This is a genomic window from Rhodococcus sp. JS3073 (assembly GCF_026810085.1).
GTDB classification, from domain to species: Bacteria; Actinomycetota; Actinomycetes; order Mycobacteriales; family Mycobacteriaceae; genus Rhodococcus_F; species Rhodococcus_F wratislaviensis.
The window spans coordinates 1105053-1129966 of the sequence record NZ_CP113951.1 but is presented as its reverse complement, the minus strand read 5'-3'; the positions used below and the strand labels follow the sequence as shown (position 1 = coordinate 1129966).

Below are 24914 nucleotides of genomic sequence, written 5' to 3'. Positions count from 1 at the left end.
CCACGCGAGGAACAGCTGCAGTGACTTTGCCTGAAACACCCCCGTACCGTGTCTTTCTCGTCGATGACCATGCCGTGTTCCGGTCCGGTGTCCGCGCCGAACTCGGCAGGGAAGCGGACATGGAGGTGGTGGGCGAGGCGGGCGGTGTCGCGGAGGCGGTGTCCGGCATCAACGCCACGTCACCGCACGTCGTGCTGCTCGACGTCCACATGCCCGACGGCGGCGGTGTCGCGGTGCTGCGGGGCATCGAGTCGGGTCCGGTGTGCCTGGCGCTGAGTGTGTCCGACGCCGCCGAGGACGTGATCGCCGTGATCCGCGCGGGCGCCCGCGGGTACGTCACCAAGACGATCTCGGGCGCGGAACTGGCCGACGGCGTGCGCCGGGTCGCCGGCGGTGACGCCGTGTTCAGCCCGAGGCTCGCGGGATTCGTGCTGGACTCCTTCACCGGACGTTCCAATGCTCCTGAGCCGCAGTTGGATCCGGAGCTGGATTCGCTGACGCCGCGGGAACTGGAGGTGCTGAGGCTGCTCGCGCGCGGCTACACGTACCGGGAGATCGCCGAGGAACTGGTGATCTCGGTGAAGACCGTCGAAACGCATGCGTCGAACGTGCTGCGGAAGACGCAGCAGTCCAACCGGAATGCGCTCACGAGGTGGGCGCACCGACGGCGGATCGACTGACCTCCCGGGGTGTCAGGGCTGGGCGAGGAGGACGATCACGGCCACGAGCACGGCCAGGATCAGGATCGCGACCATGACACCCATGGCGATCGGCGCCCACGCCACCACCTGATCGCGGACAGTAGGCGCCGGCGATCCGGGGGCGGGCTTCGTCGGGCGCGGAGGCCACTGCAACCGGCCGAGTGGACGGGGCACGTTCTTCAACGGTGTGCTCTGATGCACCGCGGGCAGCCCGGCCTGGGTGGAACTCACCAGTTTGCTGCGCCGGCGTGAGTCGGGCAACGGCGTCGAGCGCTGTGCCCACGCCGGGATGGTGCCGTCTGCGGAATAGACGGGCGAGCCGACGAGGTGCGCGACGTTCCCGTCCCCGGCCATGGCCACCCGGGCGAGGGCGTCGCGGGCCTCGGCCATCGTCGGACGACGCGCCGGGTCGGGCTCGAGCAGGTGCAGCAGCGTGTCGGTGAGCGGCCCTGCCTTACTGGGACGGTAGATCTCGGCCTTCGCGACCCGGTGCAGGAGTGCGATGGAATCGGAGTCGATCCCGAACGGTGGCTGGCCCTCGACGACGGTGTACAGCGTGGAACCGAGCGAGAAGACGTCGCTGGCCTCGGTGGGGTCCTGGCCGCGGGCGACCTCGGGGGAGAAGTACGCGGGTGTGCCGGTGATGACCCCGTTCGTGGTGTCGGCGGAGTCGCCCTTGGCGCGGGCGATGCCGAAGTCGCTGATCTTGACGGTGCCGAGTTCCCGGCCGCGGTCGGCGACGAGAATGTTGCCCGGCTTGATGTCCCGGTGCACGATCCCGGCGGCGTGCGCGGCGGTGAGCGCGTCGGCCACCTGCGCGCCGATCTGCGCGACCTCGAGTGGGGGCAGTGTGTCGGCGATGTTCATCGCCTGGGCGAGGCTGCGGGACGGCAGGTACTCCATGACCAGCCAGGGCTCGCCGGCCTCGAGTGCCACGTCGTACATCGCGATGGAATGGCTGTGGGCGAGTTTGGCGGCGTTGCGCCCTTCCCGCATGGTGCGTTCGCGGACACGGCGGGCCTCGTCGGGGTCGAGCCCGGCCGTCGTGGTGACCTGTTTGATGGCGACGTCGCGGTGCAGCAGGGTGTCCCGTGCGAGCCAGACCGCGCCCATTCCACCGCCGCCCAGTTTGGACCGCAGGCGGTATCTTCCGGCCACCAGGTATTCGGGTCCGATGCCCCTTTCGCTCTGCTCCTGCTCCATCACGCGTTCAGGTTAGAGGATTGTGCGGACACGGGATGCGCGACGGTCCTGACCTGGCCGTTCGGGGTCCACTTGACGGGCCTCCACCGACCGGCTTTACTTGAAATGAGTTCGAAAATACGTTCGAACAAAGCGTCTGTTCGAGCCGCGTCTTCCCCGTGGTTGCCGACCGCTGTTGGTGCCGAGTGTCAGGGGTGTCGAGTTGGCTGAAGTGGCCGGCGAGCCGGGGTTTCCGGTGCCGGGGTCTCCCGAGTTGTCCGGGCTGTCCCGGCAGGAGCGTCTGGACTACCTCCGGCGACGGATGGCCGCAGTCCCCGCGCGCGGGGAATCGGTGGCGGGCCGCGCCCCGGTGGAGAGTGCGTTCCCCACGACGGGCACTTCCGCAGCACCCGATTCCCGTGCTGCCGGGGTACTCCCGGTTCCGGCTGCGCTGGCCGAACTCCTTCCCCGTGGCGGGTTGGTGCGCGGTTCGGTGGTGTCGGTGTCGGGTGCCACCTCGCTCCTGCTGGGGTTGGTCGCGTCCGTGACCGCGGGCGGCGGACACGTCGCGGTGATCGGGCATCCCCGGCTCGGGGTGCTGGCAGCGGTCGAGATGGGGGCGCAACTGGAACGGCTGGCCCTGATCCCCGACCCGGGTGCCGATCCGGTGGAGATCGCCGCGGTGCTGCTGGACGGAATGGATCTGGTGGTGCTCGGACTGGGAGGGGCGTCGGTGGCGCCGTCCCGGGCGCGTGCGGTGGTGGCCCGGGCCCGGAGCAAGGGGTCGACCCTGGTCGTCACGGACGGGCACTGGGACGGCGCGGAGATGCGGCTGGAAGCCCAGGTGCACGGATACGCCGGACTGGGCAACGGATCTCAGGACCGGGGATGCGGGCGGTTGCGTTCCCTCAGCCTGGCGGTGTGCGCCCGGGGGCGGTCGTTCCAGCCGCGCACCACCCGGCTGGACGTGCGGTCGGCGCAGGGCCGGGTGGAATGGGTGAGTACCCCGGAATCGGTGGTGCCGCTCGAGAATGCCCCGTTCCCTGCGCCGGTGGAGGTGGTGGGTCTGTGAGCCGGGTGCTGGCGTTGTGGTGCCCCGACTGGCCCGCCGTCGCGGCGGCGGCTGCCGCGGACCTCCCGCCGACTCATCCGGTGGCGGTGACGTCGGGGAATCGGGTGATCGCCTGCTCGGCTCCGGCCCGCGCGGACGGGGTGCGCAGAGGTCTGCGCCGCCGCGAGTCCCAGGCCCGGTGCCCTCGGTTGCACGTGGTGACAGCCGATCCCGACCGCGACGCGCGGTTGTTCGAGCCGGTCGCCTCGGCCGTCGACGCGGTGGCCCCCGGTGTCGAGGTGCTGCGGCCCGGTCTCGTGGTGCTGTCCGCTCGCGGTGTCGCCCGGTACTTCGGTTCGGAGGAAGCCGCCGCGGAACGGTTGGTGGATCAGGTGTCGGCGGTGGGGGTGGAGTGTCAGGTCGGCATCGCCGATCAGCTGTCCACGGCCGTGATCGCCGCGCGCAGAGCAACTCTCGTGCCACCCGGTGAGGGGGCGGCCTTCCTGGCGCCGCTCCCGATGCGGGAACTGGCCGCGGAGCCGAGCCTTGCGGCACCCCACCGCGGTGAGCTGGTCGATCTGCTGCACCGGCTGGGGTTGCGCACGATCGGCAGTTTCGCCGGGCTGTCGGCGGGCGATGTGGCCTCGCGGTTCGGAACCGATGCGGTGCTGGCACATCGGGCCGCGCGGGGTGAACCGGAGCGTCCGCCGTCGGGGCGGTCCCTGCCTCCCGACCTGGAGGTCGAGGAACGGTGCGATCCCGTCATCGAACGGGTCGACGCCGCCGCCTTCGCCGGGCGTGCGCTGGCGGAGAAGCTTCATCGCACACTGTCGGACGCCGCGGTGGCCTGCACCCGGCTGTCGATCTCGGCGAGCACCGGCAACGGTGAGCAACTGTCCCGGATCTGGAGGTGTGCGGAACCGTTGACCCCGGAGGCGACGGCGGACCGGGTGCGGTGGCAGCTGGACGGGTGGCTGACCGGGCGCAGCGAGAAGCGGCCCACCGCCGGTATCGCCGTCCTGCGGCTCGAACCGGTGGAAGTGGTGGCGGCAGGCGCCCTGCAGCTGGGGCTGTGGGGTGGGGTCGGCGACCAGGACGAGCGGGCTCGGCGGGCTCTGGTGCGGGTGCAGGGTCTGCTCGGCGGGGAAGCCGTGCAGGTGGGGGTCCTCAGCGGTGGGCGGGGCCCGGCGGAGCGCATCACGTTGCTGCCGTTGGGTGACGAGTTGATTCCGCGCAACGATCCGTCGGAGCCGTGGCCGGGCACGTTGCCGGAACCGGCGCCTGCCGCGGTGCTGACCGCGTATCCGGAGGTGTGGATGTCGGACGAGCGGGGTATGGCTGTGACGGTCACGGAACGTGGTGTGTTCAGCGCGCCTCCCGCGCGGTTGCGGTGGGGGAGCCGAGAGTGGGCGGTGTGCGGATGGGCCGGACCGTGGCCGGTGGACGAGCGGTGGTGGGACCCTCCGGCCGCCCGGACGGCGGCCCGGGCCCAGGTGCTGCTGGAAGAGTCGCGGGCGCTGCTGGTGATCTGCACGGCAGGCCGCTGGGCGGTGGAGGGAATCTATGAGTGACACAGAGCGGGACGCATCGCATCGCAGGGTCGTCGTCCAGGAATTGACGAGTCTCGACGGGTTCGTCGCCGGGCGGTCCGGCGAGCTGGACTTCTTCGATGCGGTGCCGGATTACGGTGAGGTGGACCGGTACAACCTCCATCTGCTCGCCGACACGGACCTCGTCCTGCTGGGGCGCAGGACGTACCAGATGTTCTCGGACTACTGGCCCACCGAACAGGCTCGGGGTGAGGTCGTGGCCGAGACCGTCAACTCGATCCCGAAACTCGTGTTCTCCTCGACGCTGGACAGTGCCCCGTGGGGGGATCGGGAGCCGGCGCAGCTGTGGCCGGGCGACGCCGTCGAGCGCGTGGAGCAACTCCGGCAGGAGCCGGGTGGCGACATGATCGTCTGGGGGAGCATCACCCTCGCGCGGGCACTGCTCGCCGCCGAACGGGTCGACGAAATCCAGTTGCACGTGGTGCCGATCCTGCTGGGGCACGGGCGCAGGCTGCTCGACGAGGACACCGGGATGCATGCGCTGACGTTGCTGGAGTCGAAGGGGTACGACTCCGGGGTCGTCACGCTGCGTTATCGGGTGGGGCGGGCGGTGTAACCCGCCCAGACGATCTGCCTTGCGAACCGGCCGTTCGAAATGCTTTGCTGTGCAGAGGGTCGCGTGCCGGTGGCGGACAGCGCCAGGCATGGAGGCCCGCCACAGCCGCACCGTCGGTTCGTGGCATACCTCGAAAGGGTCGACTGTGACCATTTCTTTCAACCACACGATCGTCGCTGCCAAGAACAAGCAGGAGTCGGCGACCTTCTTCACCACGTTGTTCGGACTGCCGGACGCCGTGCCTGCCGGCCATTTCCTGGCGGTCGCCCTCGAGAACGGGGTCTCTCTCGACTTCGCGGAACCGCCGATCGAATTCCAGCCGCAGCACTACGCGTTCCTCGTCGGAGAGGACGACTTCGACCGGATCTACGGTCTGATCGTCGAGTGGGGTCTCGATCACTGGGCGGATCCGCGGCAGACGCTGCCGGGCACCATCAACACCAACGACGGCGGGCGGGGCGTCTACTTCCTCGACCCGTCCGGTCACTATCTGGAGATCATCACCCGCCCGTACGGGTCGGGCCAGTAGTCCGCGGGCGGGGTGTCCGTACTCGCTAGTCTGGATTCTCGTGGAGACGAGCAGGACTACCCCGACGCGCGCCGGTATCGAGATCGCCTACCGAGACAGTGGCGAGTCCTCGGTGCCGGGGTCGTCGGACGTCCATCCCGTGCCGGTGGTTCTGGTGCACGGGATGGGCGGTGACGGCGGCACCTGGGACCGCTTCGCCCGCGCACTCGTCGCCCGCGGGCGACGCGTCCTCGTCCTGGACCTGCGGGGGCACGGTCGCAGTGCCCGCGCCACGTCGTATCTGTTCGAGGAGTTCGGCGCGGACGTGGTGGAGGTGTGCGACAACCTCGGGCTGACGCGGGTGGATCTCGTCGGGCATTCGCTCGGTGGTCATGCGGCGTCGCTCGCGGCCCAGGCCTCTCCCGGGCTGGTTCGCCGGCTGGTGATCGAGGAGGCACCGCTCCCGTTGCGTCCCGGTGACCCGGAACAGGTCTTCGCGAATCGGCTGCCGTCGCTGCCGGAGCTGTGGCACGCGACGACGAGCCTGATCCGGCATCCGCGGGCGGCGTTCGCCTTCGATCGGTCGATGACGGGTTCGGCGCTCGAGCAGTTCCGCCGCCCGGATCCGTTGTGGTGGGACAGATTGCCGGACATCGAGGCCGACACGCTCATCCTGCGGGGTGGTCCGGGCGGAATGGTGGATCCGCGCAGACTCGAGTCCGCGGTGGCGGCGATACAGAACTGCCGGGTGGTGGTGTTCCGCAGCGGGCACAGCATTCACCGTGACCGCTACGACGACTTCGCGGCGGCGGTCCTGCCGTTCCTGATGAAGCCCGGGACGAGCTGACAAAAAGTCCGAAAATGTAAACCGTGACGGCTTTGGCAGGACTAGCGTGGGAACCGAAGCGGGGGCTCGGAACGAGACGGTTGTCACGACGAGCGCCCCGAAGCTGCGGGGCGTCCGACGACGTCTTCCGCACGTCCGGAAGAAGGCCAACGATGTCGACACTCACGCCCGGACGCCCCTACGCGCCCGGCAGGCAAGGGTTCAGCTCGCTCCGCGCGGGGGGCCTCAACTGGGACGCGTTCCCGTTGCGGCTGTTCACGAAGGGCAACGCCAAGTTCTGGAACCCCACGGACCTCGACTTCAGCCGGGACGCGGAGGACTGGGAGGGACTGAATTCGGAGCAGCAGCGCAACTCCACGTATCTGGTCGCACAGTTCATCGCCGGTGAGGAAGCGGTCACCGAGGACATCCAGCCGTTCATGAAGGCGATGGCCGCCGAGGGGCGCTTCGGCGACGAGATGTACCTGACGCAGTTCTGTTTCGAGGAGGCCAAGCACACCCAGGTGTTCCGGTTGTGGATGGACGCGGTGGGCCTCACACGAGACCTGCACCCCTTCGTCGCCGAGAACCCGTACTACCGGCAGTTGTTCTACGAGGAGCTGCCCGGATCGCTGAAGGTGCTCGAGACCGATCCCAGCCCGGCCAATCAGGTGCGGGCCAGCGTCACCTACAACCACGTCATCGAGGGCAGTCTCGCGCTCACCGGGTACTACGCGTGGCAGAAGGTGTGCACGACGCGCGGGATCCTGCCGGGCATGCAGGAACTGGTCCGCAGGATCGGCGACGACGAACGACGCCACATGGCGTGGGGAACGTTCACCTGTCGCCGGCACGTCGCCGCCGACGACAGCAACTGGGGTGTCGTCCAGGAGCGGATGGCGGAGCTGATGCCGATGGCACTGGGCATGATCGACTGGGTCAACAAGCAATTCGAGGTCCAGCCGTACGGGCTCGACGACCAGGAGTTCATCGCGTACGCCGCAGACCGGGCGCAGCGCCGGCTGGGGGCGATCGAGTCGGCGCGCGGACGCCCGGTCGAGGAGATCGATCTGGATTACTCACCCGAGGCCCTCGAGGAGAAGTTCGGCGAGGAGGATGCCAAGGCGATGTCGGAGGCCGCGGGCTGAGGCACGCGGTGCGGTGGCGAATGGCAGGATCGGCTCATGGCGCTCACCGCACTCGACCGCAGACTCCTCGGCTGGTCCGCAGCATTCGTGATCTCGCAGGCGAACATCGTCCGGCTCCTCGGCCCGGTCGCACCCCGGCTCGCCGACATCCAGACGGCCCGGTCCGCCCGGTCCTACACGGCGATCCTCGACGGAATGACCGACGCCGAGACGGCGCGCTATCGCAGCCACTACTACCCGGACTTCGTCCATCCCGTGATCTACGCGGTCGCGCTGCGCACGGGCGCACGACGTCTGGCGGAGCTGACACCGCTGTCGCCGAGAACGCAGAAGGTGCTGGCGGCCGCCCCGGTGATCTCCGCGGCGGGCGACTACGCCGAGAACGTCGTCGGGCTGTATCTGCTGTCTCATCGCGAGCACATCACCGACGCGACCGTGCGGACCACCAGTGCGGTCAGCGTCACCAAATGGGTGCTGGCGCTCGGGGCGCTCGGATATCTTTCCCAGGGATTCGTCCGGGTCTGGGCGGGAAGACTGTTCTCCCGCTAGATTCGGGCACATGTGTGCTGCCGAGCTGAGCGTCGAGTACTTCGCCGGACAGGCCGAGTTCCGGGAATGGCTCGGCGCTCATCACGACTCCTCACCCGGCATCTGGCTGAAGATGGCCAAGAAGGGGTCGGCGCATTCGTCGATCAACTACGACCAGGCTCTCGAGGTCGCGCTGTGCTACGGCTGGATCGACAGCCAGGTCCGCCGCGTCGACGACGACTTCTTCGTGCAGCGGTTCACCCCACGCTCGTCACGAAGCCCGTGGTCGAAGCGGAACCGGGAGTTCGCGGAGAAACTGGCCGAGGCCGGTCTCCTCGAGCCCGCGGGCGCGGAGGAGGTGGAGCGGGCGAGGGCCGACGGTCGCTGGGACCGCGCGTACGCAGGACAGAAGGCGGCGCAGATACCGCAGGACTTCCTGGATGCCCTCGCGCAGAACCCCGAGGCCGAGGCCTTCTACGCAACACTCGACAGCCACAACCGGTACGCCGTCTATTACCGTCTGCAGGACGCCACCCGCCCGGAGACGCGTGCCCGCCGTATCGAGAAGTTCGTCCAGCAGTTGTCGGAGCGCAGGAAGTTCCATGACTGACCGATTTTCGCGACTGACACAATGACACCGTGCCTGACACGATCACCGCCACCTGCTCCGCTCTGTCCGCGACCGACGAACCCCTCGCGGGCACCGCTGCGCACGTCACGGGCTGGGTGTGCCTGGAGTTCCCCGGTGCGTGGGGCCGGGACGTGCTCGACGGCACCGCCCTCGGACAGGACCTGGCCCGTGAGCTGGACGCCCGCGCCGACGCCGCCGGGGTGCGGGTCATGTTCATCCGCCGGCCGGGCCGCAGCACCGCGGCCCCGGATCGGCGGACGGTGCTGCTGGCGCAGTCGCATCCCGCGCGGTCGTGGTGCGAGCGGCTCGAGATCGCCTACCCGGAAGACCTGCTCGACCTGGACCTCGGACTGATCGCGGGAACCGCACCCGGTCTCGGCACGCCGGTGACGGACCCGGTCGTCCTCGTGTGCGCGCACGGGAAGAGGGACCAGTGCTGCGCCGTCCTCGGACGGCCGGTCGCGGCGGGCCTGGCCGCGGAGTTCGGCGACGCGGTGTGGGAGTGCTCGCACACGGGTGGGCATCGGTTCGCGCCCTCGCTGATCCTGCTGCCGACGGGGTACACCTACGGCCGGCTGTCGGCGCAGGAGAGCGTCGACGCGGTCCGCGCCGGCGCCCGGGGCGAGGTGTACCCGACCGGGCTGCGCGGCCGCAGTTGCTGGAATGCGCCGGGGCAGGTGGCGGAACTCGCCGTCCGGGATCTCGTGGACACGGGCGCGGACGAACTCACGGTGGACGCGAACTCGGTTGTCGCGCATCGTGACGGGCGCCGCTGGGTGGTCGACCTGGAGGAGCGGGAACTGCCGCCCCGGCCGGCGAGTTGCGGGGCGGCGCCGAAGCCGGTGCGACCGGTCGTCGCCACCGGAGTTCGCGCCCTCGCCCCCTGAGGCGGTCACCAGTGGGTGCCGGGCACCAGCCTTCCGACCTTCCGGGCGGCGCGGCCGAGCACCGACGACGTGTGGTGGCGGGGTTCCGGCGTGAGCTGAGGCGCCGGGGCCGCGTCGTCCGTGCTCTGCCCCTTCGCCGCCGGGGAATCGGGGAACATGCGATACATCTGGTGCATCACGCGATCCTTGACGGCGGGTGCGAAGACGTGGCCGAGTTCCCCGAGCGTCCCGGTCGGGACGTCGATGCGCTTGGGCCGTTCGATGAGCGCCCGGACGACCATTGCGGCCGCCTTCTCCGGGGAGGTGATCGGTCCGACGTTGTACCGCCCGGTGGGCGCGATCATCGGCGTCTCGACCAGTGGCATGTGGATGGTGGTGAACGTGATTCCGTCCGAGAGGGTTTCGGACGCCGCGACGTCGGTGAAGCCGTCGAGGGCCGACTTGCTGGCGACGTAGGCGGCGAACCGCGGCGTCGCGCCCTGGACCCCGGCGCTGCTGATGTTGACGATGTGCCCGAATCGCCGCTCGCGCATCTGCGGGAGGAAGGCGAGGACGAGCCGGACCGCGCCGAAATAGTTGACGGCCATGGTCCGCTCGAAATCGTGCAGCCGGTCCGTCGAGTGGTAGAGGCCCCGACGGATCGACCGGCCGGCGTTGTTGACGAGCATGTCGACGTGATCATGTTCGGCGAGAATGGCTTTGACGGTGTGCTCGACCGACTCGTCGTCGGTGATGTCGCAGGGGTAGCCGTAGGCCTCGCCGCCCGTCGCGCGGATCTCGGCCACCACGGCGTCGAGTTCCTCGGTGCGCCGGGCGAGGAGAATCACCTTCGCCCCCTTGCGGGCCGTCGCGATCGCGGAACTCCGGCCGATCCCGGACGACGCCCCGGTGATCACCACGTGCCTGCCCACGAGCGGTCCGGCGGGATGGGGCCGGCGCGCCCGATCCGGATCGAGGTTCTCGCGCCAGTACGACCACAGCCTGTCGGCGTACGACGCGAACCGCGGGACGTCGATGCCTGTGCCGCGCAGCGCCTCCCGCGTGTCGTCGTTCACGAACACCGTGGGCAGGGTCATGTTCTCGACGAGCACCGGAGGGATGCCGAGAGCGCTCAGCACCACCTTGCGGCCCGTGTCGAGGGCCGAGTCGGGGGTGGGAGTGAGGAAGGGGCGAACCAGGCCGCCGGGCAGGTCGGCTGCGGCATGCGGAGCGCCGGCGGCCTCGGCGAGCGCGGCGTAGATCTCGCGGACCGGCTGGGGACGCGGATTGACGAGATGGAACGTCTGGCCGTCCCGTCCCGGCGCCGACATCAACTCCACGATGGCCGCCGCCACGTAGTCGACGGGTACGACGTTGGTCGATCCGATCCGGGGGACGGCCACGGGTAGGGCCGAGGGGAGTTTCGCGAGCGCCGCGACGGCGGGGAAGAGGTAGTACGGGCCGTCGATCTTGTCCATCTCGCCCGTGACCGAACTGCCGACCACCGCGGAGGGGCGGTAGATGCGCCACCGCAGGCCCTCGGCTTCCCGGACCAGCCTCTCCGCCTCGAATTTGGTGCGGTGATACGGGGTGGGGAATCCCTGCCCGAGATCGAAATCGGTTTCCCTGAACGGACCTTCGTGATCCCCCGCGACGGCGATGGACGAGACGTGGTGCAGAGTCGCATCGAGTTCCCGTGCCAGCGCGATCACCGAGCGGGTGCCGTCGACGTTCGTGGTGGCCTGTTCGTCGCCCGCCGTGAGGTCGTAGATCGCTCCGAGGTGCACGACGTGATCGGCCGCCGGCGCAGAGGTGATTCCGAGGCCGGGCTCGGTCAGGTCGCCGATCAGCGGATGCACCCGCTCGCCGCCGGGCATGCCGTCCATGAGCGCCTCCCACCGCGCGACGGACGCGCGCCGGACGAGGACGTGGATCTCAGCTGATGCGTCGCGGTCGAGGATCAGGGGCAGCACGTGCCGACCCAGGAATCCGGTCCCGCCGGTGACGAGGTAGGTGGCCATGACCCGAACTTACTCCAAAGTAAGATAATGCACTAGTGGCCGAGACCCACCTTGGCGTGCACCTTCTTCATCCAGGCCGGAGCCCACCAGTTGGCCTCGCCCATCAGCTTCACGAGGGACGGAACGAGGAGCATGCGGACCACCGTCGCGTCGACGAGGAGCGCGACGATCATGCCCACACCGAGGAACCTCATGATCGACAGACCGGAGATGGTGAACGCTCCGGTCACCACCACGAGCAGCAGCGCCGCGGCCGTCACGATGCGGCCCGTGCGCTCGGTGCCGAAGCGCACCGCCTCCTCCGTGGTCGCGCCCGCCTCGTGCGCCTCGACCATGCGTGACATCAGGAACACCTCGTAGTCGGTCGACAGGCCGAAGACCACGGCGAGGATGAGGACCACGAACGTCGCCTCGAGCGGTGCCGGACTGACCCCGAGCAGACTCGCGCCGTGACCCAGCTCGAAGATCCACGTGAGCACACCGAACGTGGCGGCGAGGCTCAACCCCGCCATCGCGACCGCCTTGATCGGCAGCACCACCGAGCCGAACGCCAGGAACAGCAGCACGAGCGTCGAACCCACCATGATGGCGATCATGACCGGCATCCAGTGCACGATCGCGGCGTTGCCGTCGTCGACGGTCGCCTGACCGCCGCCGACGAGGAGTTCGGTTCCCTCGGGCGGCGAGATGGCACGGAGACCGTCCACCGCGGCGCTCTGGTCGTCGGTGGTGACTCCCTCGGCGTAGACGGCCTGGACCGCGACCAGTTCGTTGCCGGACGCGACGACGGTGGCAGCCCCGATGCCCTCCACCCGGCCCGCGGCCTGGGCGACCGCGGCGCCGTCGGCGGCCGTGGGGGCGCTGCCGTCGGTGCCCCGGAGAATGAGGGTGGCGCCGTTTCCGGTGGTGGGAAATTCGGTGGTGAGCGTGTCGGTGGCGATGCGGGCAGGATCGTTCTCCGGCAGCGCCGTGTACGTGACCTCGCCGAGTGACGCGCTGAGCAGTGGCGACGCGAGGACCATCAACCCCGCGACGATGCCGACCGCGATGGCGACCGGCCGGCGCATCACCCAGGTGACGACGGAGCCCCAGAACGTGCGGGCGCGAACCTCCCCGCGCTGCGCCGCATCCTTGCGCCAGGTCAGCGCGTTGATGCGATGACCAAGGATCGCGAGCAGCGCCGGGACCGCAGTGAGCGACAGCAGGGCCGCGCTCGCGACCGCGGCCATCGCACCGAACCCGAGCGATTTGATCACGTCCTGCGGAAACACGAGCATGCCCGAGAACGCGCACACGAGAAGCAGACCGGAGAACAACACGGTGCGACCCGCGGTCAGGACGGTGCGCCGGGTCGCCTCGGCGACGTCTGCGCCGGACTCGAGTTCCTCGCGGAAACGTCCGACGATGAACAGGCCGTAGTCGATCGCGAGCCCGAGGCCGAGTAGGGACGCCACGTTGATCGCGAACGAACTGACGTCGGTGAACAGGGTCAGCAGGCGCAGGGTGGCCAGGGCGCTGAAGATCGAGAGCAGCCCGACGAACACCGGAACGGCGGCGGCCACCAGCCCGCCGAAGATGAAGACCAGCAACACGAGAGTGATCGGGAGCGCGATCGCCTCGGCCAGCACCAGGTCCTGTTGCAGCCGGTTGTTGAACGCCACACCCACCACCGAATTGCCCGCGAACTCGGTGTCGATGCCCTCCACCGCGAGCTTCGGCAGCAGGTCGTCGAACGTGGCGGCGGTGATTCCGGCGTCCGGGTCGACGGTGATCGCGGCGGACGCCTTGGTGCCGTCCTCCGACACCATCAGCTGCTTCCTGGCCGCGTCCGCGGTCCAGTAGGACGTCACCGAATACGTCGGCACCTCGGCGGCGAACCGGTCGAGGCTCGCGGTGACCTCGGGGCCGATGTCGTCCAGGGTCTTTCCGTCGGGTGCGGTGTAGATGGCGATGATGTCGGGTGTCTGCGGACCCAGGTTGTCCTGGACGATCCGGGCCACCTCGGCGGATTCGCTACCGGGATCGGTGAACCCGCCCGAGCTGAGTTTCGCGAAGACACCGGTGCCCCACGCGCCGCTCACCAGAACGGCGACGACGGCGAGGCTCAGGACCCACCATTTGCGTGAAACAACGGTCGAGGCCCAACGTGTCATGCGTCATCTCCGGCGTGTCTGGGGCGGGCAGCTGCGACTGCCGACTGTAGTGCGGATCGGGGTGTCACCGACGGGGGTGTGATGCGGCTCCCGGCAAATCGTGCATACTCGGCATCGCACTTGCAGCCACACGCACGGGGGAAGCCGGTCCGAATCCGGCGCTGACCCGCAACGGTAGGCCACCAGATCCTTTCGGTGGCGAGCCCGATTACCCGCGTGGGGTGTGCGACATCCTTTTCGTCGTGGTCTACGAAGCGGAGTCCTGCAGGCGCCGAACAGGCGTCTGCTGACTTCTCATTCGTGGCTCTGAGCCGCAATGAGGTTTACATGCACGGTCAGTTGTTCAGAAGTACCGGTCTGGTCACGCTCGCGGTGGCCGCGCTGCTGGTCGCCGGTTGTTCGCGCGGGGAGTCCGTGGGGCAGACCGCTTCCGCCGAATCCTTCGCCGAGCCGGTGTCCGTCACCAACTGCGATCGAACGGAGACGTTCGACGCCCCGCCGCAGCGCATCGTCAGCATGAACGATCACGTCACCGAGGTGCTGATCGAGATGGGGGCCGGCGACCGCATCGTCGGCACGGGTTACGGCGACGCGACCCCGCTGCCGGAGTTCGCGGACGCCTTCGCGAAGATCCCGAAACTCGCGAAGGAATACCCGACCCGGGAACAGATCCTCGACCTCGACCCCGACCTGGTGGTCGGCGGAATGCGGAGCGCGTTCGACGAGAAGGAGGGGCGGTCGCGCGAATCCCTCGGCGACCAGGGCATTCCCACCTTCCTGTTCTCCGAGTACTGCGGGCAGGGATTCCCCGACATCGGTCTGCTGCGCAGCGACTACACGCAGCTCGGCGAGATCCTCGGAGTCCCCGACGAGGCGCGGGCGATCACCGACCGGGTGACGTCCGGACTGCAGGCCGTGCGCGACGAGATCGCCGGCACCGCCCCGGTTCCCACGTTCTTCTACGATTCCGGCGAGGACGTCCCGCTGACGATCGGCGGGGTGGGAGTCGGCCAGCTCATCGCGGACCACGCGGGTGCGGCCAACCTCTTCGCCGAGGGGGAGAAGCCGTATTCGAAGTCCACCTGGGAGATCATCGGTGAACGCGCCCCGGAGGCGATCGTCGTCCTCGACTACGGCACGACGAGTGCGCAGGCGAAGATCGACTTCCTGAAGTCGCACCCGATCATGTCGACGACGCCCGCGGTGAAGGCAGGCCGGTTCGTGGTGGTGCCGCTCGACGACTTCTTCGAGAGCCCGCGCCTGGTGCGGTCGGTGGAGACGATCGCGCGGGCACTGCATCCGGACGTCGTCGGCGCGCGATGACCGTCACCGCAGAACGCGCGGCGCCAGCGGTGCAGGCGCCGCACCCGGCCCGCGCACGCCTCGGTTTCGCGGGCCTGATGGTGCTGCTCGCGCTGACGACTCTGTTCGTCGTCGGACTCGCGGTGTCGTTCGGTTCGGTGCGCATCCCGGTCGGCGACGTCTGGGCGATCGTCGCGCACCGGCTGGCCCCCGGTGCATTCGAGTCCTGGTGGTCGCAGGCGCGGGAATCGATCGTCCTCGACTCCCGGCTGCCGCGGGCGCTGACCGCGGCGGCAGTCGGGGCGGCGCTGGCCCTGGCCGGCGCCGTGGCGCAGGCGGTGACGCGCAATCCACTGGCCGATCCCTACCTGCTCGGTGTGTCCTCGGGGGCGGGTTTCGGCGTGGTGGTGGTGACGGTGCTCGGGCTCGGGGTGGGAGCGCTCGGCGCGTTCACCATTCCCGTCGCGGCGTTCCTGGGCGCGCTGGTGCCGCTGTTCCTGTCGCTGGCGATCGGCGGACGGTATCCGCAGCCGACGGCGGTCATCCTCGTGGGTGTCGCGTCGGCGCAGGTGTTCTCGGCTCTCATCACCTTCTCGATCCTGGTCGTCGCCGACGAGCATCAACTGAGTTCGGTGATGCACTGGCTGGCGGGCGGATTCGGCGACTCGCGCTGGTCGACGGCGATCTTCCCGGCCGTGGCTCTCGGGACAGTCGGGGCGGCGATGATGCTGAGCGCGAGCCGTATCGACCTGCTGCAGGCGGGCGACGACGGCGCCGCCGCTCTCGGCATGAACGTGCGGCGCTTCCGCGTGCTGCAGTTGCTCGGGGTGTCGATGCTGGCCGGGGCCGCGGTGTCCGTCGCCGGCGGCATCGGCTTCATCGGCCTGCTGGTGCCGCACCTGGCCGGGTACGTCGTGGGCGCCCGGGCGGTCAGGCTGCTGCCCGTCGCCGCATTCCTCGGCGCGATCGCGATGGTCGCGGCGGACACGGCCGCGCGGTCGGTCGCGCGGAGCATCGAGGTCCCGGTGGGCGTCGTCACCGCGCTCGTGGGAGCGCCGATCTTCGTGTGGATGCTCTACCGGCAGTATCGGAGGGCCGAGCAGTGACCGCGCTGAGTCTGCAACGGGTCCGCGCCGAACTCGGGGCGCGGGAAGTGCTGCACGGCGTCGACTTCTCCGTTCGTCCCGGGGAGGTGCTGGCGTTGGTCGGGCCCAACGGTTCCGGCAAGACCACCGCGCTGCGCTGCTGCTACCGCGCGCTCACCCCGACCGGGGGCGCCGTCGTCGTCGACGGAACGGACGCAGCCGATCTGGGCCGGCGGGAACTGGCCCGCACCATCGGGGCGAGCACCCAGGAACCGCGGGTGTCCGCGGGACTGACCGTGCGCGAATCCGTTTCGCTCGGACGCGTTCCGCATCGGGGCTGGTTCGAACGGGCGAACGGCGCCGACGGCGAGATCGTCGAGACGTGCGTACGTCAGGTGGGGTTGGCCGAACTCGCGGGTCGCGACGTCCAGGCGCTGTCGGGCGGGGAGCGTCAGCGGGTGTCGATCGCCCGGGCGCTCGCGCAGCAGCCGAGGGTCCTGCTGCTCGACGAACCCACCAACCACCTCGATCTGCGGCATCAGCTGACGGTGATGACCCTGCTGCGTGACCTCGCGTGCGACGGTCTCGCGATCGTCGTGACGATGCACGACCTCCGGCTGGCCGTCGAGTACTGCGACACGCTGGCCGTGATGCACGATGGACGGGTGATCAGCACCGGTCCGCCCGCCGACGTGCTGGACGACGCCGTGCTCGGCGGGGTGTTCGGCATCCGCGCCGTCGTGCGGTCGACGCCGCGCCTGTCGATGGAGATCCTGGGGTTGGCCGATGGATGAGCAACTACGGCGTGCGTACGAGCTGACCGCCCGCCGCGTCCCGATGATCGCCGACCAGATCGCGCTGCAACCCGGCGCCACCTCGTTCCCGGGCGTGCGCCTGACCGATCCCGGCTGGCTCGCGGACCGGGTCGCGGACACGGCGACGCGGTGGGGCAGCGACGATCCCCGGGTCAACGGCACCCTGTGGTGGTACTCGGCCAGCTCGACACTGACCGGGATTCCGATCGCGACCGCGCTCGTCACGGGTGTCGCCGCCCGGCCGAGGCTCGGCGACGCCGTGGCATTCCTGCGGGACGACGGGTATCTCGGCGGTCTCACCGCGTCGTCGGCGCTGCCGGTCACCGGGGGGCTCTCCGAGCTGGCGTCCGAGATGGCCGCGGCGCTGACGCCGATCATCGACGCTCTCGCCGCGGCGTCCGGGGTGCGGCAGGCCGCGATGTGGGCGATCACGACGGATTCGATCGCCAACCGGGCACTCGACGCGGGAACGGCGTGCGGCGATCGCGCACGCGGCAGCATCTTCGCCCGGGGGCTGGTGGACGCACTCCGCCGCGTCGGTGTGGTGATGCCGGACCCGCGGTTCGTCGACGTCTGGGCCGGGTCACTGTCACGCCGGTTCACGCAGCGGGCGTCGTGCTGCCTGATCTACGAGACCCCCGGGTCGGGCAAATGCGTGAGCTGCCCGAGGAGGCCGGCCGAGGACCGTCTGAGAGGTCTGGCCGCGCTCGTGACGTGAGTCCGGGTGGCCCCGCGTTGACCGGTCCGTGCGTGTGATGGCAGACTGAAAGTGTTCGAACTCCCGTTCGAATGATGCGTCTTCCCCAGCGGCATCTTCCATGGTTTCGGCACGGCACGTGCGCGACATGAAGAGGTGTGCCAGATGGGTTGGGGAAACGGTCCGCCGACGTGGTCCGAGATGGAGCGCGTCCTGTCGGGCAGGCCGGGGCGGGTCAACCCGGAGTCGCTGTATCCGGGCGACGGCGGCGACAGCCCCGCGTGGTCCCGCAAGCGGGGGGAGTACCGGGCGGGCCGTCAGGAGCGCGCCGGCTCCACCGTTCCGTACGCCGAACTCCACGCGCACTCGGCGTTCAGTTTCCTCGACGGCGCCTCCCCGCCGGAAGAGTTGGTGGAGGAGGCCGTCCGGCTCGGTCTCGAGGCCGTCGCACTCACCGACCACGACGGGTTCTACGGTGTGGTCCGGTTCGCGGAGGCGGCGAAGGAACTGAACATGCGCACCGTGTTCGGGTCCGAACTGACGTTGGACGACGCGCATCTGCTGGTACTGGCGCGAGGTCAGGAGGGGTACCGACGGCTCTCCCGGGAGATCGCGGCGGCGCATCTCGCGGGCGGGGAGAAGGGCACACTGCGCTACGACCTCGACCGTCTCACCCACGCGGCCGGGGGGCACTGGCAGATCCTGACCGGGTGCCGGAAAGGGCATGTGCGTCAGGCGCTGGCCGACGGTGGCCCGGACGCCGCGGCCGCCCGGCTGCGGGAACTGATCGACCGGTTCGGGGCCGATCGGGTCACGGTGGAACTCACCCATCACGGCATCGCGGAGGACGGTGAGCGCAACGCCGCCCTCGCCGAACTCGCACAGCAGCACGGACTTCGGGTGATCGCGTCCACGGCGGCGCACTTCGCGGGACCGCCGCGCCGGAGACTGGCCATGGCGATGGCCGCAGTCCGGGCCCGTCAGAGCCTCGACGACGCGGCCGGGCACCTGGCGCCCGCCGGGGGAGCGCACCTGCGGTCCGGTGAGGAGATGGCGCACCTCTTCGCCGCGTACCCGGAAGCCGTTCGCGGTGCCGCGGATCTCGGCCTGGAGTGTGCGTTCGACCTGCGGCTCATCGCGCCGCAACTGCCACCGTTCGACGTGCCCGACGGGCACACCGAGGCGAGCTGGCTGCGGCAGCTCACGATGGACGGAGCGCGCCGCCGTTACGGTGCGCCGGCGGACCGGCCGGAGGCCTACCGGCAGATCGAGCACGAACTGGACATCATCACCGGGCTGAACTTTCCGGGCTACTTCCTGGTGGTCCACGACATCGTGTCGTTCTGCAAGAACAACGACATTCTCTGCCAGGGACGGGGTTCGGCGGCCAACTCCGCCGTCTGCTACGCCATCGGCATCACCAACGTGGATCCCGTCCGCAACAAGCTGCTGTTCGAACGTTTCCTCTCGCCCGAACGCGACGGCCCGCCGGACATCGACGTCGACATCGAATCCGATCGGCGGGAGGAGGCCATCCAGCACGTCTACGCCAAGTACGGCCGCCAGTACGCGGCGCAGGTGGCGAACGTCATCACGTACCGCGGAAAGTCCTCGGTGCGGGACATGGCCCGGGCGCTGGGTTTCTCGCAGGGGCAGCAGGACGCGTGGAGCAAACAGGTCAGCCGCTGGGGTGGCATCGGGAAGGAGGTCGGCACCGACATTCCGCCCGCCGTCCTCGAACTGGCCGCTCAGATCGAGGGGTTTCCGCGGCACCTCGGCATCCACTCGGGTGGCATGGTGATCTGCGACCGGCCGATCGCCGACGTGTGCCCGGTGGAGTGGGCGCGCATGGAGAACCGCAGTGTTCTGCAGTGGGACAAGGACGATTGCGCGGCGGTGGGTCTGGTGAAGTTCGACATGCTGGGTCTCGGCATGCTCTCCGCGCTGCACTACATGATCGACCTCGTGGCCGAGCACAAGGGGATCGAGGTGGATCTGGCGCAGCTGGACCTCTCCGAGGAGGCCGTCTACGAGATGTTGCAGCGAGCGGACTCGGTGGGGGTGTTCCAGGTGGAGTCGCGGGCCCAGATGGCCACCCTGCCGAGGCTGAAACCGCGGAACTTCTACGACCTGGTGGTGGAGGTGGCGCTCATCCGCCCCGGTCCGATCCAGGGCGGATCGGTGCACCCGTACATCCGCCGCCGCAACAAGCTCGAACCGGTGACCTACGACCACCCGTCCCTGGAGAAGGCGCTGAAGCGGACGCTGGGTGTGCCGCTGTTCCAGGAGCAGTTGATGCAGATGGCGGTCGACGTGGCGGGTTTCAGCCCGGCCGAGGCCGACCAGCTCCGCCGGGCGATGGGGTCCAAGCGGTCGCCCGAGAAGATGGAACGGCTGAGGGGGCGGCTCTACCAGGGCATGCGGGAGATGCACGGGATCGGCGAGGACGTGGCCGACCGGATCTACGAGAAGCTGTACGCTTTCGCGAATTTCGGTTTCCCCGAAAGTCATTCGCAGAGTTTCGCCGCCCTGGTGTTCTATTCGTCGTGGTTCAAGCTGCATCACCCGGCGGCGTTCTGCGCCGGTCTGCTGCGGGCGCAGCCGATGGGGTTCTACTCGCCGCAGTCGCTGGTGGCCGACGCCCGCAGGCACGGGGTGCAGGTGCACGGTGCGGACATCAATGCGAGTCTCGCGCACGCCACCGTCGAGGCGGGCGGGACGGAGGTGCGTCTCGGGCTCGGGGAGGTGCGGCACATCGGGACCGCGCTGGCCGAGCGGATCGTCGACTCCCGCGGCCAGGGAGGTCCGTACACGTCGTTCCTCGACCTCACGGGCCGGGTGGAACTGAGTACGGCGCAAGCCGAATCGCTGGCTACCGCAGGTGCTCTCGACAGTTTCGGGTTGTCCCGACGGGAGGCGTTGTGGGCGGCGGGCGCCGCGTCGGGGGAGCGCCGCGACCGGCTGCCGGGGATCGGGGCGTCCACCCGCGCGCCGACCCTGCCGGGGATGAGCGATCTCGAACTGGCCGCGGCGGACGTGTGGGCCACCGGGGTGTCACCGGACACGTACCCCACCCAGTTCCTGCGCCCGCAACTCGACGCGCTCGGGGTGATCCCGGCTGCGCACCTGCTCGATGTCCCCGATGGCGACCGGGTTCTGGTGGGTGGGGCGGTGACCCACCGGCAGCGCCCGGCGACGGCCGCGGGGGTCACGTTCATCAACCTCGAGGACGAGACCGGGATGGTCAACGTGGTGTGTTCGGTGGGGTTGTGGGCGAAGTACCGCAAGCTCGCCAACACGGCGCCCGCACTGCTGATCCGCGGCAAGGTGCAGAACGCGGAGGGGGCGGTGACGGTGGTGGCGGATCGGCTGCAGCTGATGGATTTGCGGGTGTCCGCCAAATCCAGGGACTTCAGGTGAGCAGGCACCGCTAGCATTCGGACATGAGGAGATACGTCTTGTCGGCGATCGTCGTGGCTTCGCTGGCGCTCGCGGGATGTGGTGGTTCCGGCAGCGATTCCTCCCAACCGTCGCCGGCCCCGACGCCCGGGGACTCGAGCCAGATGGAAATCGGTGGCGCGGTACAGCAACCCGCGAAAGACCAGGCGCCCACCGACCGCCAGGAGATCATCACCGGTCAGGTCGCGCTCACCGCGGGCGACCCGGTGGCCGTCGGCAGGCAGATCGTGGACAAGGTCGACGATCTGGGCGGACGCGTCGACCAGCTCACCGAACAGCCGGGCTCCGACGATCAGGACGCGAGCAGTTCCCTGACCATCCGGGTGCCCGCGGATTCGCTCACTCGGACGCTGGACGATCTGCGGGAACTGGGCAAGGTCACCAGCGTCAGCGTCACGAAGAGCGACGTGACGATGCAGTCACAGGATCTCGACGCCCGGATCGGCGCGTTGACGGCGTCCGTCACCCGGCTGCAGGGGCTCATCACGTCGGCGGCGAACACCGCGGATCTGATCGAGGCCGAGAGGGCGCTGTCGGAGCGGCAGGGCGAACTGGACAGCCTCACCGCCCAGAAGCGGACGCTGAGCGACCAGGTGGCACTGGCCACGCTCATGATCGACGTCACCACCACGGATGCCGAGCAGCCCAGTCCCGGTCCGGACAACTTCTGGGAAGGTGTCGTCGCGGGCTGGAACGCCCTGCTGTCGGCGATCAAGGGCGGCGCCGTGGTCGTGGGGGCGCTGATTCCCTGGTTCGGTTTCGTGGCCGTCATCGCACTGGTCGTGTACGGCGCGTACCGTCTGCGCCGGATGTACAACAGGCCGCCCGGCCCACCGTCGGGCCCGGCGCCGGAACGAGAAGAGGCGAAGACGCAATGATCGAAGTCGACCTGAATGCCCTGGACGGCGCGTTGGCGTCGGGTGCCCCCGTCATCGATGTGCGCGAGGCCGACGAGTACGCCCAGGCGCGGGTGCCGGGCGTGACGCTGATTCCGCTCAGTGAGTTCGTCGCGCGTGTGGACGAGATCCCGGAAGCCGAGGTCGTCTACGTGATCTGCGGGGTGGGCGGCCGGAGCCTGCAGGCGGCGGAGTACCTGAACGCGCGGGGGATCAACGCGGTGTCGGTCGCGGGCGGGACGTCCGCGTGGATGCAGTCCGGACGGCCCATCGAGTCGGGCGCCTGACACCCCGGATCACTATTCCGGTCAGCGGACCGCGCTGAGGGCGTGCGCCGCGGAACCGTCGCGGACCGCGCGCCCACCCCGTTGCCCGGCGGCGTGCCGCAGTGTGCGGACCGCGACGGTGCTCCAGATCAGGACCAGTGCGCACCACAGGGTCACGCCTGCGCCGACGATCACCACCGAGTCCAGCGCGACGCCCAGCGAGTTCGCGCCCAGCGCACAGGTGCCGACGGGGAACGTGAAACTCCACCAGCTGGGCGTGAATCCCAGCCCGCGGCGAAAGGCCCTGGCGGTCACCGTGACCAAAGTCACGAGGGCGAGGACGCCGAGTGCGCCGACCGTGGTCCCGTAGACCACGCCCACCGAGTGCAGCCAGGCGTGGCCGGATGCGCCGCCGAGCAGATTGATCGCCGCCACCGACTGTCCGATCACGCCGAGCGGAATCCACAGCGTGGGCACGAGCGGGGTGTCGGGCAGCCCGTTGCTCAGCAGATGGCGTCCGACGACGACGGCGACGGTCAGTGCGGCACTCAGCGCCAGCGCGAACAGTGTGTAGCAGACCACCAGCATCGCGACCTGCGGCGCGCCCTCCGGGAGGTGCTTGACCAGTGCGGCACCGGTAGCGGCCGACACCATGGGCGGCACGACGGGCATCAGCCAGGACGGCACCGGGGTCACCTGGTGGGGCCGGGTCAGCCGCCGCGCCATCACCACGTAGGTGACGAGCCCGATGGCGGTCCCGAGGGTCCACAGGGTGGCCGACGCGGCGACGGCGACACCGCCGAGAAGTTCGCGACCCGCGGATCCGGTGCCCGCGCCGACCGTCAGCACCGCCATCGACACGGCGCCGTAGAACGGGAACATCGTGTGGCTGCGGGCGTCCGCGAGTGCGTCGTCGCGGCGACGGATCCATTGACGCACCAGCGCGGTCGTCAGCACCACGAGCAGCGTCACGGCAATCAGCCAGAAGATCTCGGCCGCCGTCCGGGCCACCGGACCGCCGGCCGGAAATGCCGCGGCGACGACTGCGACGATGCCGGTGCCCATCACTGCTGCGAACCAATTCGGGGTCATACCTAGAGCTTGCCGACGCATCGTCGTGGCCGGTAGAAGGCTTGAAGTTGAATACCCACAAATCGCGTTTGTGGGACTAGCCTTGGGTTGTGCCGCTGTCTCCCCGAGTACCCGAACTCAGTGCCCTCGACGTCCTGCTGTCCGTCGAGCGGCTCGGAAGCATGGGGGCGGCGGGGCGCGAACACGGGCTCAGCCAGCAGGCCGTCAGCGCCCGGGTGCGTTCGGCCGAACGCCAGTTCGGCATCAAGGTGTTCAGCCGCGGCGCCAGCGGGGTGCGGCCCACGTCGGAGGGCGCGCTCATCCTCGAGTGGGCGAGCCACATCCTCGCGACGGCCGAGGAACTGGCATCGGGTGTCGCGGCGCTGCGCGGCGAACGGCAGGCCGGGCTGACGGTGGCGGCCAGCATGACGATCGCCGAGTACCTCGTTCCCGGGTGGACCGTCGCGATGCGGCGCAAGTACCCGAACGTGGTCACCAACGTCCGGCTCCTCAACTCGTCCGAGGTGACCGCCCGGGTGCTGTCCGGTGAGGCGGATCTCGGGTTCGTCGAGGGCCCGGACATTCCGGCCGGGCTGCAGGTACGGGAGATCGGCCGCGACCATCTGGTCGTCGTGGTGCCACCGGAGCACGAATGGGTCCGCCGGTCACCGATTCCCGTGTCCGAACTCGCCGCGACGCCGATGATCCAGCGAGAGTCCGGTTCCGGGACGCGCACCACCCTGGAGAACGCGGTGCCGCAGTGCGTCCCGCCGCTGCTGGAGTTGACGTCGTGCACGGCGGTGAAGGCGGCGGTCGTGGCGGGCAACGCGCCGGCCGTGCTGTCCTCGCTGGCGGTCGCAGCCGACCTGACCGACGGCCGGCTCGCCTCCGTCCAGGTGGAGGGGTTGACGCTTCCGCGGCGGCTCTCCGCTGTCTGGGACCCGGTGCGCGGCGTGCAGGGTGCCGCGCGCGACTTCCTCGACATCGCTCTCGGTGCCGGCGCGGCCGCGGGTGTGGGGGCCGCAGCTGTCGGGGCTACAGCGCAGCCCCGCTGAATCCGTGCTGGCGCCACGCCTCGTACGTGACGAGGGCCGCGGCGTTCGACAGGTTCAGCGACCGGCGGCCGGGCAGCATGGGGATGCGGAGCCGCTCCGTCACGTGTGGATCGGCCAGCACCTCCTCCGACAGTCCGGTGGGTTCGGGACCGAACAGCAGAACGTCGCCGGGCTGGTAGGCGATGTCGGCGTACGACACGGTGGCGTGCGCGGTGAAGGCGTACACCCGCGCAGGCTGCACCGCCGCCCAGGCCGCCTCCAGGTTCTCGTGCACGGTCACCGACGCCAGGTCGTGGTAGTCGAGCCCGGCGCGTTTGAGTTTCGGCTCGGACAGGTCGAAGCCGAGTGGGCCCACGAGGTGCAGTTCGCACCCGGTGCCTGCCACCATGCGGATGGCGTTGCCGGTGTTGGGTGGGATTCGGGGTTCGTGGAACATCACTCGGAACACCCGCACAGCTTAGGGGCACTCCGCGAGGCGGCATGATGG

23 protein-coding genes and 1 riboswitch are annotated in these 24914 nt (G+C 69.6%); of the genes, 18 read left to right on the top strand and 5 right to left on the bottom strand.

Features of this window, described 5'->3' with window-relative positions; all coding sequences use genetic code 11:
- The first annotated feature begins 20 nt into the window (after positions 1-20).
- On the top strand, positions 21-680 hold the full coding sequence (locus OYT95_RS05465; RefSeq protein WP_015889975.1) for a response regulator: 660 nt from the start codon (positions 21-23) through the stop codon (positions 678-680).
- A 12-nt stretch (positions 681-692) separates the two neighbouring features.
- Here the strand turns inward: OYT95_RS05465 and OYT95_RS05460 are convergent, their stop codons facing one another.
- Entirely contained in the window at positions 693-1904 is a 1212-nt protein-coding gene (locus OYT95_RS05460; protein ID WP_037244821.1) for a serine/threonine-protein kinase, read from the bottom strand.
- Between the two features lie 211 nt (positions 1905-2115).
- Here OYT95_RS05460 and OYT95_RS05455 point away from each other — a divergent pair, with 211 nt between their 5' ends.
- The 9 genes from OYT95_RS05455 to OYT95_RS05415 all read left to right on the top strand — a co-directional run bounded on the left by OYT95_RS05455 (position 2116) and on the right by OYT95_RS05415 (position 9628).
- Positions 2116-2955, top strand: a complete 840-nt coding sequence (locus tag OYT95_RS05455) for a hypothetical protein (protein WP_268792202.1) — start codon at positions 2116-2118, stop codon at positions 2953-2955.
- A complete protein-coding gene (locus OYT95_RS05450; RefSeq protein ID WP_037244826.1) occupies positions 2952-4505 on the top strand; it encodes a DNA polymerase Y family protein in 1554 nt (517 codons plus the stop codon). The genes OYT95_RS05455 and OYT95_RS05450 overlap by 4 nt, the downstream gene beginning before the upstream one ends.
- Complete coding sequence (locus OYT95_RS05445) at positions 4498-5100, top strand: dihydrofolate reductase family protein (protein ID WP_268790934.1); 603 nt, start codon at positions 4498-4500, stop codon at positions 5098-5100. Before OYT95_RS05450 ends, OYT95_RS05445 begins: the two co-directional genes overlap by 8 nt.
- Positions 5101-5245: 145 nt before the next feature.
- On the top strand, positions 5246-5629 hold the full coding sequence (locus OYT95_RS05440; RefSeq protein ID WP_268790933.1) for a VOC family protein: 384 nt from the start codon (positions 5246-5248) through the stop codon (positions 5627-5629).
- Between the two features lie 40 nt (positions 5630-5669).
- Entirely contained in the window at positions 5670-6455 is a 786-nt protein-coding gene (locus tag OYT95_RS05435) for an alpha/beta fold hydrolase (RefSeq protein WP_268790932.1), read from the top strand.
- Between the two features lie 152 nt (positions 6456-6607).
- Positions 6608-7582, top strand: a complete 975-nt coding sequence (locus OYT95_RS05430; RefSeq protein ID WP_037244834.1) for a R2-like ligand-binding oxidase — start codon at positions 6608-6610, stop codon at positions 7580-7582.
- A 36-nt stretch (positions 7583-7618) separates the two neighbouring features.
- Positions 7619-8131: a hypothetical protein gene (locus OYT95_RS05425; RefSeq protein WP_037244836.1), complete on the top strand. Its 513-nt coding sequence runs from the start codon at positions 7619-7621 to the stop codon at positions 8129-8131.
- Between the two features lie 10 nt (positions 8132-8141).
- Positions 8142-8720: a YdeI/OmpD-associated family protein gene (locus tag OYT95_RS05420; protein ID WP_268790931.1), complete on the top strand. Its 579-nt coding sequence runs from the start codon at positions 8142-8144 to the stop codon at positions 8718-8720.
- Between the two features lie 29 nt (positions 8721-8749).
- Positions 8750-9628, top strand: a complete 879-nt coding sequence (locus OYT95_RS05415; RefSeq protein ID WP_268790930.1) for a sucrase ferredoxin — start codon at positions 8750-8752, stop codon at positions 9626-9628.
- 5 nt (positions 9629-9633) lie between these two features.
- Here OYT95_RS05415 and OYT95_RS05410 read toward each other — a convergent pair whose 3' ends face one another.
- Together OYT95_RS05410 and OYT95_RS05405 are read right to left on the bottom strand one after the other, a co-directional pair.
- A complete protein-coding gene (locus tag OYT95_RS05410) occupies positions 9634-11628 on the bottom strand; it encodes an SDR family oxidoreductase (RefSeq protein WP_268790929.1) in 1995 nt (664 codons plus the stop codon).
- A gap of 32 nt (positions 11629-11660) precedes the next feature.
- Positions 11661-13781, bottom strand: a complete 2121-nt coding sequence (locus tag OYT95_RS05405) for an MMPL family transporter (protein ID WP_268790928.1) — start codon at positions 13779-13781, stop codon at positions 11661-11663.
- A gap of 103 nt (positions 13782-13884) precedes the next feature.
- Positions 13885-14015: riboswitch (cobalamin riboswitch) on the top strand.
- A 93-nt stretch (positions 14016-14108) separates the two neighbouring features.
- Here OYT95_RS05405 and OYT95_RS05400 point away from each other — a divergent pair.
- From OYT95_RS05400 to OYT95_RS05370, 7 genes are all read left to right on the top strand, one after another.
- Entirely contained in the window at positions 14109-15104 is a 996-nt protein-coding gene (locus tag OYT95_RS05400) for an ABC transporter substrate-binding protein (RefSeq protein WP_268790927.1), read from the top strand.
- Positions 15101-16189: a FecCD family ABC transporter permease gene (locus OYT95_RS05395; RefSeq protein WP_037244851.1), complete on the top strand. Its 1089-nt coding sequence runs from the start codon at positions 15101-15103 to the stop codon at positions 16187-16189. Before OYT95_RS05400 ends, OYT95_RS05395 begins: the two co-directional genes overlap by 4 nt.
- Positions 16186-16962 carry an ABC transporter ATP-binding protein gene (locus tag OYT95_RS05390; RefSeq protein WP_268790926.1) on the top strand — a complete coding sequence of 259 codons (777 nt, stop codon included), beginning with the start codon at positions 16186-16188 and terminating at the stop codon, positions 16960-16962. The genes OYT95_RS05395 and OYT95_RS05390 overlap by 4 nt, the downstream gene beginning before the upstream one ends.
- Entirely contained in the window at positions 16955-17701 is a 747-nt protein-coding gene (locus tag OYT95_RS05385) for a (2Fe-2S)-binding protein (protein WP_268790925.1), read from the top strand. Before OYT95_RS05390 ends, OYT95_RS05385 begins: the two co-directional genes overlap by 8 nt.
- 144 nt (positions 17702-17845) lie before the next feature.
- Entirely contained in the window at positions 17846-21100 is a 3255-nt protein-coding gene (locus OYT95_RS05380; RefSeq protein WP_037244861.1) for an error-prone DNA polymerase, read from the top strand.
- Positions 21101-21123: 23 nt separating this feature from the next.
- Positions 21124-22017 carry a DUF4349 domain-containing protein gene (locus tag OYT95_RS05375; protein ID WP_268790924.1) on the top strand — a complete coding sequence of 298 codons (894 nt, stop codon included), beginning with the start codon at positions 21124-21126 and terminating at the stop codon, positions 22015-22017.
- The gene (locus OYT95_RS05370) at positions 22014-22322 is read left to right on the top strand and encodes a rhodanese-like domain-containing protein (protein ID WP_037244869.1); all 309 of its coding nucleotides are present in this window, start codon (positions 22014-22016) and stop codon (positions 22320-22322) included. Before OYT95_RS05375 ends, OYT95_RS05370 begins: the two co-directional genes overlap by 4 nt.
- A gap of 21 nt (positions 22323-22343) precedes the next feature.
- On the opposite strand, the gene OYT95_RS05365 is transcribed toward OYT95_RS05370, so the two are convergent.
- A complete protein-coding gene (locus OYT95_RS05365) occupies positions 22344-23393 on the bottom strand; it encodes a TDT family transporter (RefSeq protein WP_268790923.1) in 1050 nt (349 codons plus the stop codon).
- Positions 23394-23482: 89 nt separating this feature from the next.
- Between OYT95_RS05365 and OYT95_RS05360 the strand changes: the two genes are divergently transcribed.
- The gene (locus OYT95_RS05360; RefSeq protein ID WP_037244875.1) at positions 23483-24427 is read left to right on the top strand and encodes a LysR family transcriptional regulator; all 945 of its coding nucleotides are present in this window, start codon (positions 23483-23485) and stop codon (positions 24425-24427) included.
- Here OYT95_RS05360 and OYT95_RS05355 read toward each other — a convergent pair.
- Positions 24408-24875, bottom strand: coding sequence for a tRNA (cytidine(34)-2'-O)-methyltransferase (locus tag OYT95_RS05355; RefSeq protein WP_268790922.1), 468 nt, complete (start codon positions 24873-24875; stop codon positions 24408-24410). The genes OYT95_RS05360 and OYT95_RS05355 overlap by 20 nt on opposite strands.
- Between the last annotated feature and the right edge of the window lie 39 nt (positions 24876-24914).